The 17,670-nt window shown below is 70.5% G+C and carries 11 protein-coding genes and 1 pseudogene; 5 read left to right on the top strand and 7 right to left on the bottom strand.

Annotation, left to right across the window (positions count from 1 at the left end):
* The 5 genes from ACGF5G_RS29680 to ACGF5G_RS29660 are packed head-to-tail and all read right to left on the bottom strand — an operon-like array spanning position 1 to position 9,290.
* On the bottom strand, positions 1 to 2,394 hold the full coding sequence (locus ACGF5G_RS29680; protein WP_393268776.1) for an AAA family ATPase: 2,394 nt from the start codon (positions 2,392 to 2,394) through the stop codon (positions 1 to 3).
* Complete coding sequence (locus tag ACGF5G_RS29675) at positions 2,330 to 3,934, bottom strand: hypothetical protein (protein WP_393268774.1); 1,605 nt, start codon at positions 3,932 to 3,934, stop codon at positions 2,330 to 2,332. Before ACGF5G_RS29675 ends, ACGF5G_RS29680 begins: the two co-directional genes overlap by 65 nt.
* Positions 3,915 to 7,226 (bottom strand): DEAD/DEAH box helicase, encoded by a 3,312-nt coding sequence (locus ACGF5G_RS29670; RefSeq protein WP_393268771.1) that lies wholly within the window; start codon positions 7,224 to 7,226, stop codon positions 3,915 to 3,917. Before ACGF5G_RS29670 ends, ACGF5G_RS29675 begins: the two co-directional genes overlap by 20 nt.
* Positions 7,216 to 8,592: a protein kinase gene (locus ACGF5G_RS29665; protein WP_393268826.1), complete on the bottom strand. Its 1,377-nt coding sequence runs from the start codon at positions 8,590 to 8,592 to the stop codon at positions 7,216 to 7,218. The genes ACGF5G_RS29670 and ACGF5G_RS29665 overlap by 11 nt, the downstream gene beginning before the upstream one ends.
* A 2-nt stretch (positions 8,593 to 8,594) precedes the next feature.
* On the bottom strand, positions 8,595 to 9,290 hold the full coding sequence (locus ACGF5G_RS29660) for a VWA domain-containing protein (protein WP_393268768.1): 696 nt from the start codon (positions 9,288 to 9,290) through the stop codon (positions 8,595 to 8,597).
* A gap of 346 nt (positions 9,291 to 9,636) precedes the next feature.
* Between ACGF5G_RS29660 and ACGF5G_RS29655 the strand changes: the two genes are divergently transcribed.
* The 3 genes from ACGF5G_RS29655 (at position 9,637) to ACGF5G_RS29645 (ending at position 14,663) form a co-directional block, all read left to right on the top strand.
* A complete protein-coding gene (locus ACGF5G_RS29655) occupies positions 9,637 to 12,441 on the top strand; it encodes an McrB family protein (RefSeq protein WP_393268766.1) in 2,805 nt (934 codons plus the stop codon).
* Positions 12,425 to 13,633, top strand: a complete 1,209-nt coding sequence (locus tag ACGF5G_RS29650; RefSeq protein WP_393268764.1) for an McrC family protein — start codon at positions 12,425 to 12,427, stop codon at positions 13,631 to 13,633. The genes ACGF5G_RS29655 and ACGF5G_RS29650 overlap by 17 nt, the downstream gene beginning before the upstream one ends.
* A 205-nt stretch (positions 13,634 to 13,838) precedes the next feature.
* Positions 13,839 to 14,663 carry an SAM-dependent methyltransferase gene (locus ACGF5G_RS29645; protein ID WP_393268762.1) on the top strand — a complete coding sequence of 275 codons (825 nt, stop codon included), beginning with the start codon at positions 13,839 to 13,841 and terminating at the stop codon, positions 14,661 to 14,663.
* A gap of 254 nt (positions 14,664 to 14,917) precedes the next feature.
* On the opposite strand, the gene ACGF5G_RS29640 is transcribed toward ACGF5G_RS29645, so the two are convergent.
* Positions 14,918 to 16,168, bottom strand: coding sequence for a hypothetical protein (locus ACGF5G_RS29640; RefSeq protein ID WP_393268759.1), 1,251 nt, complete (start codon positions 16,166 to 16,168; stop codon positions 14,918 to 14,920).
* A 51-nt stretch (positions 16,169 to 16,219) separates the two neighbouring features.
* Between ACGF5G_RS29640 and ACGF5G_RS29635 the strand changes: the two are divergent.
* A pseudogene (locus ACGF5G_RS29635) lies at positions 16,220 to 16,375 on the top strand (glyoxalase/bleomycin resistance/dioxygenase family protein); the annotation flags it as partial.
* Between the two features lie 30 nt (positions 16,376 to 16,405).
* On the opposite strand, the gene ACGF5G_RS29630 reads toward ACGF5G_RS29635, so the two are convergent.
* Positions 16,406 to 17,065, bottom strand: a complete 660-nt coding sequence (locus ACGF5G_RS29630; protein ID WP_393268756.1) for a GntR family transcriptional regulator — start codon at positions 17,063 to 17,065, stop codon at positions 16,406 to 16,408.
* A gap of 197 nt (positions 17,066 to 17,262) precedes the next feature.
* Here ACGF5G_RS29630 and ACGF5G_RS29625 point away from each other — a divergent pair, with 197 nt between their 5' ends.
* Positions 17,263 to 17,661 carry an FAD-binding protein gene (locus ACGF5G_RS29625; RefSeq protein WP_393268754.1) on the top strand — a complete coding sequence of 133 codons (399 nt, stop codon included), beginning with the start codon at positions 17,263 to 17,265 and terminating at the stop codon, positions 17,659 to 17,661.
* The last annotated feature ends 9 nt before the right edge of the window (positions 17,662 to 17,670 follow it).

The following is a 17,670-nucleotide window of genomic DNA, read 5'->3' as shown; positions in this document are numbered from 1 at the left end:
TCAGCTCTCCCGGCGGTGCACTTCGTCGTCGAGCAACCGGACGCAGCGAACCGGTTCACCCGCCATCTTGTGCAGGTCCCACGCCGTCCGGATTGCCTCCCGCAGCTTGCCGAGGCCCGTCACGGTGACGTCGTACCGGCCTCGGACGGTACGGAGCACCTTCGTCGCCAGGAAGTGGTCGGCCGCCAGGGACCGCCCGTCCTGGTCGGCGTCGCCGTACTCGGGCTGCTCGCCGGTCGGGTCGCCCTGCCGGGCCGCCACGACCACCGGCGTGAACGTGCGCAGCTGCTTCTCCACGCGGGGGCCGAGGACGGCCCGGCCGTGCTCGTGGAGGTCGCCGGCGAGGTCCGCGACGAACGCCAGGACGGCCTTCTCCTCTTCCCGATGGGTCCGCCTCGCCTGCTTGAAGGCCCGCCGCAGGGCGTCCGTCCCGTACGGCGGCAGGGCGGGCACCGGCCTGCGGTCCAGGCTCAGCCAGGGGCGCTGCGCCGGCAACTCCATCAGGTGCGCCCGGTTGTACGTCTTGTCGGCGAACTCCAACGTGGACTCGTCCTGGTTGGCGGTGCCGATGAACCACACGTTGGGCGGCAGGACGATGCTCGTGCCGTCGACCAGTTGGCGCGGCGCCCGCCCGTCCCCGCGGGTCACCAGTTGGATCGGCACCCCGTCGTCGTTCTCCAGCTTCGACAGGAGCACGGAGAAGTACTGCTCGGGCCGGGACAGGTTCATCTCGTCCAGCACGATGAAGAACGGCCGGTTCCGGTGCCGTGGTGTCTGGGCCCGATAGAGCGCCTGCAGGAACTCCGTCTCCTCGAACCGTCGCTCGAAGGTGTTGTGGTGGCCGAAGAGGTCGGTGCGGTCACGCCAGCCGGCCTGCACCTCGATCACCGCGCAGTCGGTGCCGAGCGCGCCGGCCAGCGCCCTCGGCAGAGACGTCTTGCCGATGCCGCTCATCCCCTCCAGCAGATGCAGGCGGCTCATCGCCAGTCCGCCGAGCAGCACGCAGATGTCGTTCAGGCGGTACGCGCGGTCGTGTTCGGCGAACATCGTCGTCTGCAGCGAGCGGGCGAGCACTGCCAGGTCCGGTAGGTCGCCGGACACCTCGCCGGGCTCGTCGAGCGCGGGGTCGTCGTCCATCGCCACGCATCGGGGGAAGAGCGGCGTACCCGGGTCGGGGCGGTCCTGGTACAGGGTGTCGATTGCCGACCGCAACTCCGCGATCCGCCCCTCGTACCCGCGGGTGAGGACCTCGAAGTGCCGTTCGGCGTCCGCGAGCTGCTTCACCTGAAGGTTGTTGATCCGGTCGGCGAGGGCCGCGCCCCGGAGTTCCTGGAGTTCGTAGCTGAGCTGCTCGCGTGCGCTGTTCAACTCGCGATTCTGCTGCTCCAGCCAGCGGAGCCGATCCAGGTCCTCGTCGCCGATCCGGGCGGCGAGCTTGTCCCGCAGCTCGGCATTCCGGACGCGGAGCCGCTCCAGCTCGTCCAGCACGTGCGCGGGATCCGAAGAGCCGATCTTGAGTAGCGCCTGCTCCCGCTCGGCCAGCTGACGATGCAGGTCGGCGACCGCCTCCTGGGCCGCCGCGTACTGGATCCGGAGGATCTGGACCTCCCGGTCGAGCGCGGTCACCTCTGCGGCGGCCCGCGCGGTCACCTCCCTCTCCAGGTCGCGCTCCCGCCGCTCGAGCTGGATCTCCTGTCCCCGCAGGGCGCCCTGGTCGTGCTCGAGCTGCTGCGCCCGGGTCGCGAGCCGCTGGTGTTCCCGGGCGAGTTCGGCGTGGACGCGTTCCGCATCGGCGAGCTGTTCCCGCCGGGTCCGCTCGATCTCGGCGAGAGCCTCGGTCCGCTCCGTCACCCACCGCTCACGCTCGGCGGCCACCTCCGCCGACACGCCCCGACGCAGCTCCGCCAGTTCCGCGTCGAGCGCCGCGCGGGCCCGCTTCGCCTCCGCCACGAAGCCCGCCTCGGCCGCCTTCTCCCGGTCCCGCAGCTGCGCATCCCGTTCGTCGAGCCGGGCCTCCGCCCGGGCCAGCCGGCCACGAATCTCCTCCGCCTCGGCTTGGGCCTGTGCCGCCAGGTCCAGGTCCGTCCGGATGCGCTGCCGGTCCGCCTCGGCTGCCTCCTCCCGTGTCCGTGCCGCCTCCTCCCGCGCCGTGGCGGCCAGGGCACAGCGCCGGTACTCGTCGATCTGCGCGGTGAGTTTGTCGTAGGTGGTCAGCACCGTCTCCGGGGACCGCTGCGCGGGCGTCAGGGCCTCGGTGGCCAGCGCGTCGACGAGTTCGGCGTCGTCCTCCGCGCGGCGCGCGGCGAGCGCCAGATCGGCCTGGACCTCGTCAGCGCGGGGCCGGGACCGGGCCCCGAGGTTGCGGTGCTGCGGCGACCGGGGCTTCTTCCCCATGGGTGTGGTTGTCCTTTCGCGGAGGCCGGGACAGATCGGGCAGGGCGACGCCCAGGTACGCGGCCGAGGTGTGCTGGGCGAGCCCCCAGGCCGCCTCGCCGGTGTCGAGGTTGAGCGGCACCACCTCGGCGTGCGCGCCGCCCCTGTTCCGGTCGGCCGACAGGCGGGTCAGCTCTGTGAGCAGGTTCGGGCGGGCCTCGGCCAGTCGTCGGACGGGATGGTCCGGCCCACCGTGAGCGCCCGAGACCAGCACCGCGGCGAGCAACGCGGGCGTGTTGGCCCGCTCCGGCCTACGGACCGCGTTGCGGAGGTCGTCCGGCTTGATCCTGCTCACCCGGAGGTGCTCACCGAAGGGCATTCCGAGCCGCCGGCAGCAGCGTCCGAGCTGACCGGAGAACTGGGACAGGGACCGGTCCAGCTCGGGTGCGTTCGCCGGTGGCGGATGCCGGGCCACGATGTCGCGCAGGACGACCTCGTGCAGGCGCCAGGCATTGCGGACGGCATCCCCCAGTTCGGTGCAGCCGTCCCCGGCCAGCCGGGCCCGGCCGATGTCCCGCTCCAGCAGGGTCAGCAGTTCGAAGAGATCGCGGTGCTCCCGGACCAGACCGGTGAAGCGGTCTTCCAGGAGTTCGCCGATCCGCCGGCGCAGGGCGATGTCGAGCCGGTCGTACTCCAGCACCACCGCTTCGCTGCGCCGGCCGACGAACCGTTCGACCTGCTCGCGCAGCGCCGGGACCTGTTGCAACCTGGTCGCCACCAGGCGTCGCAGGTAGGTGCTGGACCGGCCGGTGAACGGGCTGAACGCGTCCCAGCTCACGGTCTCCGTACTTGCCGCGTCGTGCTGGTGCGACACGAGTGGAACCGGGATCCACACCGGCACTCCCGAGGTCATCAACGCCACGCGGGAGACCACCCGCTCCGGTGCGGCACGGTCCCACCGCCGGGCCCGACCCCGCGCCTGCTTGGCCCGCTCACCACGCGAGACAGCCTCGACGACCTCCTCGTGGCTGGGCGGGTCGGTGTCCGTCCAGCCCTCCGGCGGCACCGGGAAGGCGGTCACCCGCAACGGCGCGCCGGCGGTCCGTAGCTGCAGGGAGACCTGATGTCGGGCCCGCCAGTCGGCCTGCGCCAGCCGGGGTTGCAGGGTCGACGCCGGCCAGAGCGATCCGGTGGTGGCGTCCTGGTAGACGTACGTGGTGATGGTCCGGGTCGGGTCGGGGAAGCCGTCCCGCAACGCCTGCAGGCCAGTGCCGGTCACCGCGCCGTACCGGTCCAGGTAGGACAGCGCACGCAGGTCCGACCGGACCATCTCCACCAGGTCACCCTGCAGACCGAGCAGCGCCGCCATCTCGCCCACCTCCCGGTAGCCGGACCGGGCCAGCCCGAGCACCGCCGACTGGAAGACGTTCAGCCGCTCCTCGTGCACGAGCGGCGCGACCACCCGGTACCGCAGGGCCGGCCACAGCAGCCAGAGCTGGTCGCCCCGGTACCGGACGTGGTCCGGCAGGACCACCGGGCTGTCAACGCCGAATCCCGCCACCGTCCACCCCTTCGCAGAGTTCCCGGAACGCCACCAGCCCCTCGGCCACCGACCGGCCGGGACGTCCTGGCGCCTCCGGCGTCGCCGAACGTTCCGCCATCGCGGCGTCACCCACCGCGATGAGCAGCCGGCGCTGCCGGCTCATTGCCACGCACATGCGGCTGTCGCTGAGTAGGTGCCCGTACCGCCGGACGGCCTCGGCGGGGTCGGGGGCGGACCTCGGTGGGGGGCTGCTCCGGGTCACCGACAGCAGAACAACGTCGAACTCCATGCCCTGGAAGGCGTCGACGGTGCCCACCCGGAGCCGCTGACGGGGGACGGGCTCGGCGGTGTAGGCCATCGCCGGTACCGGTGCGAACCCTCCCTCGTCGTCCAGGACGGCCAGGCCCGCGTCGACCAGTTCGGTCTCCAGCAGGACCTGCTGCTCACGGTAGAACGTGATCACGCCGAAGGTGAGCTGCCGGGCCTGGTCCCGCCGGGCCAGCTCCCGCAGCTCCCGCACCAGCCGGATCGCCTCCACCCGCCGGGTCCGGCTGAACCCGGTCCGTTCCTCGGCACCCGCCCCCAGCGGGACGTCGATCCAGCCCGCGACCTTCCCGGCCCAGGGGCTCAGGTCGTGGGTCAGCTCATGGGTGGAGGGGTGGGACCGGACCACGTCCGGGCCGCCGTAGAACACCGAGCTGACGAACCGCCCCAGGGCAGGGTGCATGCGGAACTGGGTGTCGAGCCGGATCGTCCGCACCGCGGGTCGCTCGCTCGCGAAGAGGTCGAACCACCGTTCGAAGAGGCTCTGGGACAGCTCGGACCCGTCGAGTGAACGATTGCGGCGCAGCTCCCGCTCCACCTTCTGCTCCAGCATGTGCGGGAGCTGCTTGTGGTCGCCGACCAGGATGATCCGCCGGCGGGCGAAGGCCATCGGGATCATCAGGTCGAGCGGGTTGGCGCGGGCCGCCTCGTCGACGACGACGGTGTCGAAGACCGGCAACGGCGCGTCGAGCACCCGGGACATCTCGCGGGAGTCGGCGTGCTGCACGGTCGAGGCGAGCACCGCGTTGTACCGGGCCAGGGTCCGCTCCACCAGGTCGAGGTCCTCCCGCAGGTCGTCCTGGTAGGCGCGAAGCACCTCGGCGGTGCTGTCGGTGGACGCGGCGTGGACCTGGTGCACCGCGTCCGCGACCTCGATCAGCAGGTCCTCGACAGCCGGATCGTGCTGTGGGGCGTGGAGCAGTCCGGTGGCCGCTGCCAGCCGGTCGAGCAGCGCCAACCGCAGGTCCGCCAGGTTGGGGAGGAGGGCCTCCTGGTTCGCGTCCCCGGTGGCGGCCCGCGTCAGCAGGACCCGGGCTGGTTCGTCCAGCACGTCGGTCAGCAGCCGGAGCGCGCTGCGCGCGCGCTCCGGGCCGTCGTCGGCGAAGGAGACCGGGGTGACCCGGATCGACCGGACGACCCGAGCCACCGCGGCCCGTTCCTCGTCCGTCAACGTCCGGCCGAGCGTGCCGGTCACCTGCAGCTCCGCCAGCGTCCGGTCCAGCCGGCTCCGCAGTCGGGCCGGCAGCTCCGCCCCGGCCAGCCGCTTCGTCTCCGTCAGCAGGTTGGTCAGATCGGGCCCGGCGACGGGCTGCCGGCTGTAGGCGGCCGCGAGCTGACGCAGCCGCACGACCCGGTCCCAGCCGGCCACCTCGGGGCGGTGCCGGTCGAGATGGCGGTCGACCGCGGCCACCGTCTCGTCCCGCCACTGGCGGGTGTTCTGCCGGTCCCGTTCCGGCTTGTTGCTCACCCGGGTCGGCGGCAGGCCGAGCCGCCGGGCCCGGCGCGCCACGTTGTCCACCGCGTCGTGTTGAACGCTGGACAGCAGCGTCCGGTTCACCGCCACCGCCCGGTCACCCAGCTCGTCGAGGCAGCGCAGGAGGTCGGTGATGAAGCGCGTCTTGCCGGTGCCGGGTGGTCCCTGCACGAGGAGGACGTCCGGGGTGCGCAGCGCCATCCGGAGAGCGGCCCGCTGCACCTCCGTCGGTCTCTCGCCGGCAGCCGCGCCGATGACCCGGTTCACCGCCCTGTCGTGTGCCGGGTCGACGCGCGGCTGCGCGCCGGGCCGCGGGCGTCCCTCGATGAGCAGTCGCAGGCCGGGCAGTTCGGCCTGGTCGTTCTCGATCCGCTCGCGCGCGGTGTCCCGCCGCCGTAACCGGGACCGGTCTCCGGACAGCGAGCGGAAGAGGTAGCCCGTCACGGGTGGCGGCTCGTCCCCGGTGACGGTGAGGTCCACGGTCCAGTTTCCCGCCGCCGCGCCACGGACCTCGCCGTGCACCCCCACGGTGGCCCGGCCGCGCCCCTCCGCCAGTTCCGGGGGAAGGTCGCCCGCCGCTTCCAGTTCCAGCCGCCCCGGGTACGCGGCCACCGCGCCGAGGAACCGTGCGGCCCGGTCGCCGGGCTGGAGCTCGAACCGCCAGTCGCCCCGGGCGGTCACCTTGCACGACTGGAACTTCGCCCACCGCAGCCGAGTGGCCTCCTCGACCAGGGCCTCCCGCTCGATGTTGTTGTACGCCTGCCACAGGTCGAGGTAGGTGCGTCCGTCGGACTCGAGGCCGAGCAGGGCGGCCCGGATCGCCTCCGACGCGTCCGCCTCCGCGCCACGGTCGACGAACCGTACGTCCACCTCGCTCAGCCGGTGCCAGCGGCCTCGCCCCCGGGCGTCCGCGCCGGTCATGCGGGTGATCCGGAGCACGTTCCCGACCAGCGCGACGTCGGCGACCCAGCGGGTGCCGTGCAGTGTGAACGCGCTCCCGGCGGGCTGGTCCCGGGGCCCGCCGCTGTGCACGATCCGGTCCCGCGCGCCCCCGGCCGGCGGGGGCAGGCAGAACTCCCGTCGCAGCCAGTCCCGCACCTCGTCGAAGCCTGCGGTGCGCGCCCGGGCGGCGACGCGGACCTGCCCGGCGACCCGGTCGTCGACACCGATCTCCAACCGCGGGCCGAGGTCGGCACCGGCGAAGCCGTGGCACTGGAGGTGCGCCTCGCGGTCGGTCGCGTGGGCGACCCAGGCCACGACGGTCTGTCCGGCCGCGGAGATCCAGTCCCGCGCGTCCGGATCCGTCACTTGGGTTCGGAGGGGGCCGTACTGGCGGCCCTGGTGCACCGCCAGGTCGTACGCGGCCGTCGCCGCGGGCAGCCGCACCTCGATCTCGCGGTCCTGGCGATCCTTCTCCGCGAGCGCCTTCAGCCACGGCGGTACCACCGCTCCCATCACCGGGTGGACGCGGATCAGCCGGGTGTCGCCCACCGTCAGTTCGTCAGCGCGCATCGGGCGCCCCGACCGACTGCAGGACCAGGATCCGGTGCGGCCGCAACTCGGTGTCGAAGTGGATCCACCACGGCGCCCGCAGGTGCTCGACCGTGGCGGAGCCGGGAATGAGCTGGAGTCCGTTGCCGCCCTGCGGCGGCACGCGGCGCACCATCGACCGTCCGCAGTTGCGCACCCGGACCTCGGCGCCGCCCTCCCACTCCATCCGGAGCAGCGCCACGGTCGGGTCCTCCGCGTGTCGGACCGCCGTGCGGTTCGTGACCAGGAGCGGCCGGTGCGCCTGCAGCACCAGCGTCAGGTCGTCCTGGGCGAGCAACGGTGGTGGCCCCTCACCCAGGCGGGGAAACTGTTCGAGCACGGTGACCGTCAGCGCCGGCGGGCGGGTGGCCCGGCACCACGGGCAGGTGGGGTGCGCGGCGAGGAAGCTCTGACCGCACGGGCAGACCAGGCAGCGGTCGGCGGCGGCGTGCAGGGCCGCCGACCACTCCCCGGCGCCGGGGCGCGCCCACGGGTCGGTCATCCCCTCCTCGAAGGTACGTCGGAACAGATCCCGCAGGCGCCGGGTGAGCACCCGGTCGGCCGGGTAGCCGAACCGGGTCCGGTTACGATCGTCCGTGGAGTGGTCGATCCACGGCACCAGCCCACGCTGGGCGTCGTCCTCCAGCTCGACCTCGCCCTCGTTGACGTAGTCGCCGATCAGCGGGTGATTCATGGTCAGGACCTCGTACGCGAGCACGGCGAACGAGTAGACGTCGCTGAAGACGGTGTTGCCGCTCTGCCCGCGCAGGAGCTCCGGTGCGGTGTAGAAGGGCGTTCCGAGCCGACGGGCCGCCGTACTGCTCTCGGTCTGCAGGTTGTCGGCGTCGATCAGCCGGACTTCGTCGTATCCGAGGTCGGCGGAGACCAGCACGTTACCCGGAGAGACGTCGCTGTAGACGATTCCCCGGTCGTGCAGGGTGGCGAGGACACCGGCGCACCGGGCGAGCAGGACGAGCCGGCGACGTAGGCCACCACCGCCGAGATACCACGCGTCCTCGTCCTGCTGGGGCGGGTCGCACAGCTCCCGCAGCGGAACCATGTCCTCCAACAGTTCCATGACGTAGCCGACATGCGGCGGCGCCAGTTGCTCCAGCGGGCGGCAGAGGGGAATGCCGTCCAGTGGCAGCCACCGAAGGCGGGCGAAGAGCTCGGCCATCCGGTCCCGGCTGGAATCGTCGGGGGCGCACAGCTTCACAGCCAGGCCGCCGTACCGGGTGCGGAAGACCGCCCCTTCGCCGCCGCTTCCCAACTGGTTGTCGAGCAGGAGATCGAGGTGCAGGTTGTTGCTCGCGGCCCGGACACTGCTCGGCCACGCAGCGCCTTGCATGCTCAATCCAGATCCTCCAACCGGACGGCTCTCGGTGCGGTGCGCTGGTGCAGCTGTTCGGTCACCGTCGCGGTCACCCACCGGAACTGCGCCGGGATCTCGTGCACCTGGTCGCTCCGAAGCACGTCGGTGCCGGGAGTGCTGAACTGCGTCAGCACCTCGTCGGCCTCCGAGGTCCGATCGACGCCGATCCCGATGGCCAGCCGCAGTGCCCGGGCACCCCAACGGGTGCCGAGCAGCGCGGTCAGCGGACCCTGCCAGTCGTCTGTGGGCAGCCCGTCGGAGACCAGGACCAGGGTGGGTGGGAAGGCCCGCTTCGGCACGGCGGTCGGGTCGTCGAGCAGCGCCCGGGCCAGGTTGAACGCACCACCCATCGGGGTCCTGCCCCGCGGTGTCAACTCGGCCCACTGTGCCTGTGAGGCGCGGACCAGCGGCTGGTGCACGACGGCCTCGTCCCCGCCGAAAGCGATCACCGCGACGTGGATCTCTCCCCGCGCGGAGTCCTCCATGGCGAACGCGTGCAGCATGCTCCGGATACTGCGATTGAGCACGTGGATCTTCTCGCCGTCCATGCTTCCGCTGATGTCGGCGAGGACGATCACTGGCATCGGCCGGGGCGGACGTCGCGACTGGTTCGCCAACACCTGCTGGTCGGCGTCGAGGGTTGAGCCATATGCCGTCAGGTTCTCCGGCGCCACTCCACCGGCTCCTCTCCAAAACCGCTCTGTACGTGTGCTCGTCACGCGACCGAGCCAGTCAGGCTCTCAGGCAACTTGCGACAGGTCAATATCTCTTTCCGACCAGAATGGACTGTGTCGGTATCCCGACAACCAACGGGCTATTTCGAGCGCCTTGGGCGTGCTGCCGCCACGCTGATCCAGGCAGCCAGGGAGCTGGCCCTTTGGCGGTTTTCCCCTGTTGCTCGTTCCACCTGGCCCTTCCATACTCGGTCGCTTTCCTTTGTTAGCTGGCGACGCGATCGTGGGATGCTGTCGTGTGCCGTGGCTGCGGCATGGAGCCGATGACAGGGACGAGTGAACTCTGGTGATCCATCCCGACGACCTGCCCCGGTGGCGGCGCAAGCTCGATCAGGTCGAGGCGGCCGTGGACCTCGACGAGGAAGTGAAGCAGCGCTGGGCGGAGGCGGACGAGCTGCGGCCCACCCGGGACGCCGAGGCCCGTGATCTGGTTTCGGAGCTCGTCGCCACCCGGGATTTCGCGGCGTTCCGGGCAGGTTCGGACAAGTGGTCGCGTCGGGAAGGCCCGTACATCGCCTTCTCCGGTTTCGGTCAGATGTGGCTCAACCAGGTCGCCAACAACCTGCCCGATGACCCCGAGGCGCTGGACGTGCTGGTGCGCGCGTTCACGACGCCGGCGACCGTGGATGAGGCGCGCTCCCGGCTCGCCGAGGTCGAGCGGGTGACCCGGGACCTGGCGAGCAAGGGGCAACCGGCCGTCGGGCGGATCCCGTACGTCTTGTCGGTGTTCTGGTCGACGGACGATGTGCAGCCGGGCTGGCCGGTGATGTGGAAGAGCGCGCCGGAGCGGATGTGGGCGCTGGGTTGGCTGCGGACATGGGAGAACGCCGACCGCTACCTGGCGGTGGTTGAAGCGGCACGCGCGTTCTGTCCCGACGATGTCCACCGGTTCGAGCGATTGATGTGGTTCCTGGCCGAGCGCCAGGGGTTCGTGGGAGTCAACCCCGCCGTGCGCGAGATGTGCGACGAGGCCGCCGGCATCATGGCCACCTACGAGGTGGGCGCGCGCTATCCGGACGAGGAACGTTCGAGTCGAGCAGCCGCTCTCGCCGCCCAACTGAAGGGCGAGCTGCACATCGCCGCCAAGGGGCTTCTGGCGGACTTGCGGGCCGCCACGGGACTCGAGCTGGAGACCTCGCAACCGCAGGACCGAATCGCCTCGGACAAGGCGGCTGCGTATCGCGCGGACGCCTACGCCACCTGGTCGCTGCCCGGGGCGGTGTCTGCGGCCGGCCTACGGCTGTGGGCCACGCGCTCGGGGCTTGCGCTCGGCCTGTATGACTGGCGGAACCCGGGCGCCGGCGCGGCGCTTGCCACGGGTCCGCTCCCCTCCGGTCACCGGTTCTTCGAGATCCGGCCCCACCTCACCGGAGACCGGCTCGTTCCGGTCGACGCCGATCCGGGTGGGAGCACGCTCGTGGGGAAGTGGTGGCCCTGGTCCGAGGTTCCCCGGGGCGTCGCCCTGAGAAACGCGATACTCGAGGAGGTGGGTCGGCTCAAGCCGCTGGTGAGGCTGGTCGCCGGCCAGGGAGAGGCCGGGCCGGCGACAACCTCCGAGGGGGAGGACCTGGCGGCGGCGCTCGCCAGGTTCAAGGCTGAGCGCCCCTACCCGAACGACAAGGACGAGTGGCATGCCGAACAGCGACAGCAGTTCGCTGAGGCCCTCTCACCCGAGAACCTGACCATCTTCGACCTGGATCAGTTCCGGCTGCTCGTGAACGGCAAGCGCTACGGCAACCCGGGTCCCCAGTCGGTGCTCAACGCCAGCCTTTCGGGCATGGACTCGGTCGCCCTCGACGCCTTCGCCAACAAACTTCGTGAGATCCTCTTCGGCGACGGGGAGGTCGCCACCCGCATCGACCGAGGCCTGGATTGGACAGACCTCGGCACGAAAGGGCTGGGCGAGAGCGTGCTGCTGAAGCTGTTCGCTGTCACCGACCCCCGGCGCTTCTTGCCGATCTTCCCGCTGACGGGTCCGATGGGGAAGATCGCCATGCTTCGCCGGTTCGGGCTTGCGGAGCCGAACGGCGCGCTGAGCCGCGGCCAGCAGCACGTCGAGGCGAACGACCGGCTGCGGGCAACGCTCGAGCAGTTGCTGCCCGGCGATCCCTGGGGGCAGGGCCAGTTCGCCTACTGGATGCTCAACCACGACGCTGTGGAGCCGGTCGAGGAGGAGGACCGCATCGCCCGGACCGCGCAGGATCTCCTCTTGCCCGAACCGTTCCTGCGCGAGCTCGCTGAACTGCTCCACGAGAAGGGACAACTCATTTTCTACGGCCCTCCGGGCACCGGCAAGACCTACCTGGCGGACCGGCTCGCCGGCGCCTTGCAGCAGGACCCGGAAAGGCGGATGCTCGTCCAGTTCCATCCCTCCACCTCGTACGAGGACTTCTTCGAGGGCTACCGGCCCCGCACCGATGACCGGGGGCAGCTGACCTACGAGCTTCGCTCCGGGCCGCTTGCGCTGATGGCGGAGAAGGCGGAGAACAACCCCGGCGTGCCGCACTACCTGATCATCGACGAGATCAATCGCGCCAACCTGCCGCGCGTCTTCGGCGAACTGCTGTTCCTGCTGGAATACCGGAACAAGGCCGTACGCACCGCCTATCGACCCGACGAACCATTCGAGCTGCCGCGCAACCTCTTCTTCATCGGCACCATGAACACCGCTGACAGGTCGATCGCGATGGTGGATGCGGCCCTGCGCCGACGGTTCCATTTCATCCCGTTCATGCCGCACGAGGGAGCGATGCGGTCGGTGCTCGCCGCCTGGTTGAAGAAGAACGGGGAACCGGTGTGGGTCGCCGGACTGGTGGATCAGGTGAACGAGCGGCTCCGGGTCCTGCTGAAGGGGCCGCACCTGCAGGTCGGTCACAGCCACTTCATGAGACAGGGCCTCACCGACGAGCGGCTCGCACGCATCTGGGAGTACGACGTCTACCCCTTCATCGAGGACCAGTTGTACGGCCGGCCCGACCAGCTGGAGCAGTTCGCCTGGGCGAAGGTGCACGCCGCGTACGGGCCGTCCTCCGCTTCGGGGAGCGCGGCCGTGGATGCCGCCTCGGACGATTCCGATGAGTCTTCCTTCTGAATCCCAGGTCGCCGGCGTGGTGAGGCTTCGCGAGTACGAGGCCTCGCCGCGACCCGTAGCTCTCGACGTCGCGGAGGTGTCCCTGCTCCGCGGCCTCCCCGGCGGCCGCCTCGAACTCACCCCGTCGGACGAGGCCGGTTCGTACTTCCTCCAGGCCACCTCCTGGGTGGGCGCCGTGGTCCTGCCTCGGCTGACCATCCAGATCCTGCCCAAGGTGCGGGACCTGCGGACCGTTCTGACCATGTTCACCTCCGGCGCGGGCCTGGTCGAGTGGGGAACCGACGCGGCGGCGTACGACCGGAGTGACTTCGTCGAAGGCATCGCGGAACTGGTGCTACGGGCGATCAACGGGGCGACCAGCCGAGGGCTCGTCCACGGCTACCGTGCTGTCGACCAGCGACTCCCGGTGATCCGCGGACGCATGGACGTCCAGCAGTTGGCCGCACGGCCGTGGGACTCCTGGCCAGTGCCGTGCCGCTTCGACGACTTCACCGCGGACATCCCCGAGAACCGGATTCTGCTGGCGGCCGTCCGGCATGTCGTGCGGTGGCCAGTGGGCCCCGTCCTGCGTCGCATGGCCGGTGAGCTGCTCCAGCGCCTCGAAGGAGTGGGTGACTCGCCGGTCGCGCTGACCGAGTGCGACCTGATCCGGCGCACACCGCTCAATGAGCACTACCAACCGGCTCTTGCCCTTGCGCGGCTGGTCCTCGAGGGCTTCGGCCTCACCCAGGGCGCGGGTGGACTGACGGCGCAGAGCTTCCTGGTCGACATGAACAGGCTATTCGAAAAGTGGATCGGGGACGAGCTACGCGCAAGGCTCTACCCCACGATCGAGGTCCTCGAGCAGATGGACGTTTCCCTGAGCGTCTCCCCACCCGTCACCATGAACCCCGACCTGCTCTTCCTGCGGGGCGCGGAGGTCGTCTTCGTTGCGGACGTCAAGTACAAACTGACCGGGGGCGGTCTGGCACGTACCAGCGACTATTACCAACTGCTGGCCTACACCACGGCCCTGCGACTACCGCGCGGGATGCTCATCTACTGCCGTGCCGACCTCGCTCCGGACCGAGTCATCACAGTGGTCGGGGGAAACCAGCGCCTGCACACCCGTCCCGTGGATCTGAGTGGGTCGCCGGAAATGGTGGCCGAGGCGCTTGACGCGGTCGCGGAGTCGATCAGGAAGCTGGCCTGACGGCCCTTCACGGAACTCGAGATGGCCGTTGACGGCCTGCGTGCGGAGACGAGCCGCCGGTCACGTCTTGGGCCGCAGTGCTCGAAGGATGCCGGATGTTCGTCCAAGCGGGTCGGGCCCACATCTGAATAGGACCGGATCGCGGGGTGGGCGGGCGTCGTCTAGGCTACGCACGTCTATCCCGGCCTCTTCGAGGGAGTCGACCGTGACGCGTTCCGCCGGAAGTCGGACCGAGGAGATCCCGCCCACCGGTGTGGACGTCTCCGTACCGCATTCGGCCCGGGTCTACGACTGGTGGCTCGGTGGAAAGGACAATTTCGCTGTCGACCGGGCGGTGGGCGCCGCGTTGATCGAGGCGATCCCCACCCTGCGGATGATGGCCGCCGAGAACCGGCGGTTCGTCCACCGGGTGGCCCGCTACCTGGTGGCCGAGGCCGGAATCCGCCAGTTTCTCGACATCGGCACCGGCATCCCCACCCGGCCCAACCTGCATGAGGTCGCCCAGGCGCTGGCGCCCGAGACCCGGGTGGTGTACGTGGACAACGATCCCATCGTGCTGGCGCACGCCCGGGCGCTGATGATTAGCAGCGAGGAGGGGCGCAGTGAGTACATCCACGCCGACCTGCGCCGGCCGGAGACGATCCTCGCCGACCGCCTCACTGGCACGCTAGACCTGAGCCGGCCCGTGGCGCTCACGCTCATCGCGGTGCTCATGCTGTTGCGCGACGAGGACGAGCCGGGGGAGAGGCTGCGTACCATAACGCGGGCCTTGCCTTCTGGCAGCTACCTGGCCATCACCCATCCGACGCAGGACTTCAACCCCTCAGAGATGGGCGCGGCGGTGGCCGCCGCCAATCAGGGCCACATGACGCTGGTGCCGCGCACGCGCGCCGAGGTGGAGCGGTTCTTCGACGGGTGGGAGTTGATCGAGCCGGGCATCGTGCCCGTCATGGCGTGGCGGCCCGATGAGGCCAGCTCGGACGACCCGCATGCGGCCTACTATTGGGCCGGCGTCGCCCGCAAGCCCTGACCCTCTGCGTCGGTGGACCCGTTCCGACCACCGTCCCCCACCCACCCCAGGGTCGGCGGTCGGTCGACAGGACGATCGCCGCGGCAGGGCACAGGTCGACAACGGCACCACACTGGCACCGGAGGCGGGCGGTCGCCTTCGACTTCCGCTACCCGTACGGGGCAGCGGTCGCCGGTCGACTTCGCCGCCAGTGAGTAGCGCATCGCGTGGTAGGCGCAGGTGTCCAGCATGTTCTGCGACCGGCACGCGGCGGTCTACGGCAGACGCGCGAGGTACGCGAGCAGCGCCTCACGGCTGTCCGGCAGCCCGTACTCGTCAACGAGCTCGGCGACGTTGCCGAAGTCCTGCCCGTCGATCAGCCAGGGAACGGGTGACCGGCTCAGCACCTCGGCGAGCCGTCGTTGTCGTGGCGTCAACGCCGCAGCGGGCGTCGCCGCCGGCAGCGGCCCATCCGGGAACGCGAGGCGCAACGCCTCTCCCAGCACGGTCAGCGACTGGTCGCCGCTGACGGTGGGCAGCCGGCGGAGCAGCGCGTCGAAGGCGCGGTCCGTGTGCTGGGGGCCGAGCTGCCGCAGGGCGAGTCCGGCGTACCCGCCCAGGTCTCCATTGAGGAACGGCACCCACCCCGCGTCCGCCGGCGGGTTCGCCGTGTCATCGGGCGGGGCGGCTGCCCAGGCCAACAGCTCGTCAACGGTCGCCTCGTCGGCCTCCGCACCCAGTACCCGGGCCCGCCCGATCGCGGCGGCCCAGCGGACCAGCGGGTGCGGGTCGGCCAGAAACCGGATGTCCGGCGCGGCGCCGAGCAACCCGGTGGCCACCAGCATGGTGGCCACCGCATCGGGCTCCGGTACGACCTCCGCCCGGTCGGGCTCCAGTCTGGCCGCGGTCGCGTGGGTCAGCGTGGGCAGGCTACCGGTGGCCTCCTCCGGGAACCAGGCGAGGGCGTGCGCCGCCCCGATTCGCACCCCTGGATCAGGGTGGCCCAGCAGGCTACGGAACAGCGGCACCCCGGCCCGTACCGCGTCGTACACCGCCAGTTCGATGTACGACCACAGCCGGTTCTGCTCCGTTGCGGTCAGGGACTGGACGTACGCGTACTCGACGTACTCCTTCTTCGCCTCGTCCTCGCCGGTCCAGGGGGGCGGCTTCGCGGCGAGCAGCTCTCGCCCGCCTTCGGCGGCCCGGCGCTGGTCGGTCACCGGGAAACCGTCCGGCAGGAAGTTCTCGTCGTAGCCGACCGCCAGGGAGGTCAGCAGGGCGAGTATCGCCGCCGGGTCCGGAGTGGCGGGGTCGGCGAGCAGTTCCAGCAGGAACGGCACTGCGTAGGCGCTCGCCTGGAACCGGCTGCCCTGGTGGAAGATGTTGGTGTAGAGGGTACCGAGGGCCTCGTCTCGTTCAGCAGGATCGGGCGATCGCAGGGCGCGGATCTGGCCGGGCAGGTCGTCGGCCGCCCCGTAGGCGTGGCCGAGCCGCCGCCACTCGATGTCGTCAAGGCCTTCGAGCATGCCCTATGTTCCCCGTCGCCCATACCGGCGTGCGGGTGGGGGTGTCGCCTCCTCACAGACGCCGGTCTGATCACTCTGGAGGAGAACAACACCGAGTGCTGCTACGCCCTCCGGGACAAGGTCCGGGTACGCGGCCCTGGCAACGAGCCCTGGGAGGTCCACACCGTCAAGGCCGACTCCCCGCAGTTGGAGAAGACCGCCGGTGCCGGGGATCGAGCGGGAGGTGAGCGCACACAGTCACGGTGGCGGGCATACAGGGTCGAGTGGTTTGCCGTAGTTGTCGCTGAGGTGGGAGCGGAGCGCGTCGCCGAAACCGGTGATGTCACCGGTGCGCAGGGATGCGAGCAGGTGTTGGTGCTCGGCGATGATGGCCTGACACCGTGCGAGTAGGCGTTCTCCGTGGCTGAACAGGAGGAACCGTTGTCGGTCGGCGAGGCGGTCGTTGAGTTCCAGCATGACCTCGTTGCGGCTGGACTCCACGAACGATCGGTGGAACGCGATCGTCAGTTCGATGAAGCGTTCCAGATCGCGTTCCCGGAACGCGCGTTCCTGTTCGACGACCGCCTGCTCGAGACGGTCCGCGAGCATCTCACGCGCTTGGCTTGAGGCGCGTCGAACGGAGGTGACCTCGAGGATGAGACGGGTGTCGGCCAGGTCTTTGATCGCGCGGTCGCTGAGCCCTTGGACCAGGGCGCCGCGCTTGGGGTAGATCGTGATCCACCCTTCGTCCTGCAGCCGGGCCAGGGCGGTGCGGACGGGGGTGCGGCTCACGCCGATCTGTGCGGCCAGCGCCGCCTCCCCGAGCATGGTGCCGCTGGGAAACACGCCGCCGAGAATGTCATCGCGAATCCTGCGGTACGCCTGGTCGGTGGCTGACTCGCCAGCAGCGGACGTCACGTGCGGCCCCTCCCCTCGGAACATCTTGTTTCCGTTTCAGTGCAACTGGCATTCAACCGGCCCAGCATACCGGGCCGCCACCCGACTGGCGGGAACGAGCCTCGGTATCTAGGATACAAGTTGCGTCCTGCTGGAATCCAACGCTGGTGACAGGCGTTGTTCGGGAAGCACCCATCGGACGGGCGCGAGAGGAAGGAGTGCCCGTGAGGCAGCTCATCATCATCGGTTCAGGGCCGGCCGGCTACACCGCTGCGGTCTACGCGGCCCGCGCGAACCTTCACCCGCTGGTCGTCGCCTCCTCGGTCGAGGCGGGCGGTGAGCTGATGAACACCACCGACACCGAACAGGGCACGATCGCCGTCGAGGGGCGCAGCTCCCGGACCGGGCTGCCCGGGGTCTTCGCCGCCGGGGACGTCATCGACCCGCACTATCGGCAGGCGATCACGGCCGCCGGTTCCGGCGCGACAGCAGCACTGGACGCCGAACACTTCCTGGCCTCTTTGCCCGATGCCGTTCTCTCGCGTGCCGTGGAGGCGCATGCGGATGCCTCCAGCCGAGATGAACCGAGCCCGACTCGCGAAACCGCAGTCGTCTAAAGGAAGAGG

It is taken from the genome of Micromonospora sp. NPDC047730 (assembly GCF_043204765.1).
Classification (GTDB): Bacteria; Actinomycetota; Actinomycetes; order Mycobacteriales; family Micromonosporaceae; genus Micromonospora.
Note: the sequence above shows the minus strand (reverse complement) of the source record. Positions and strands in the feature narration are given on the sequence as shown.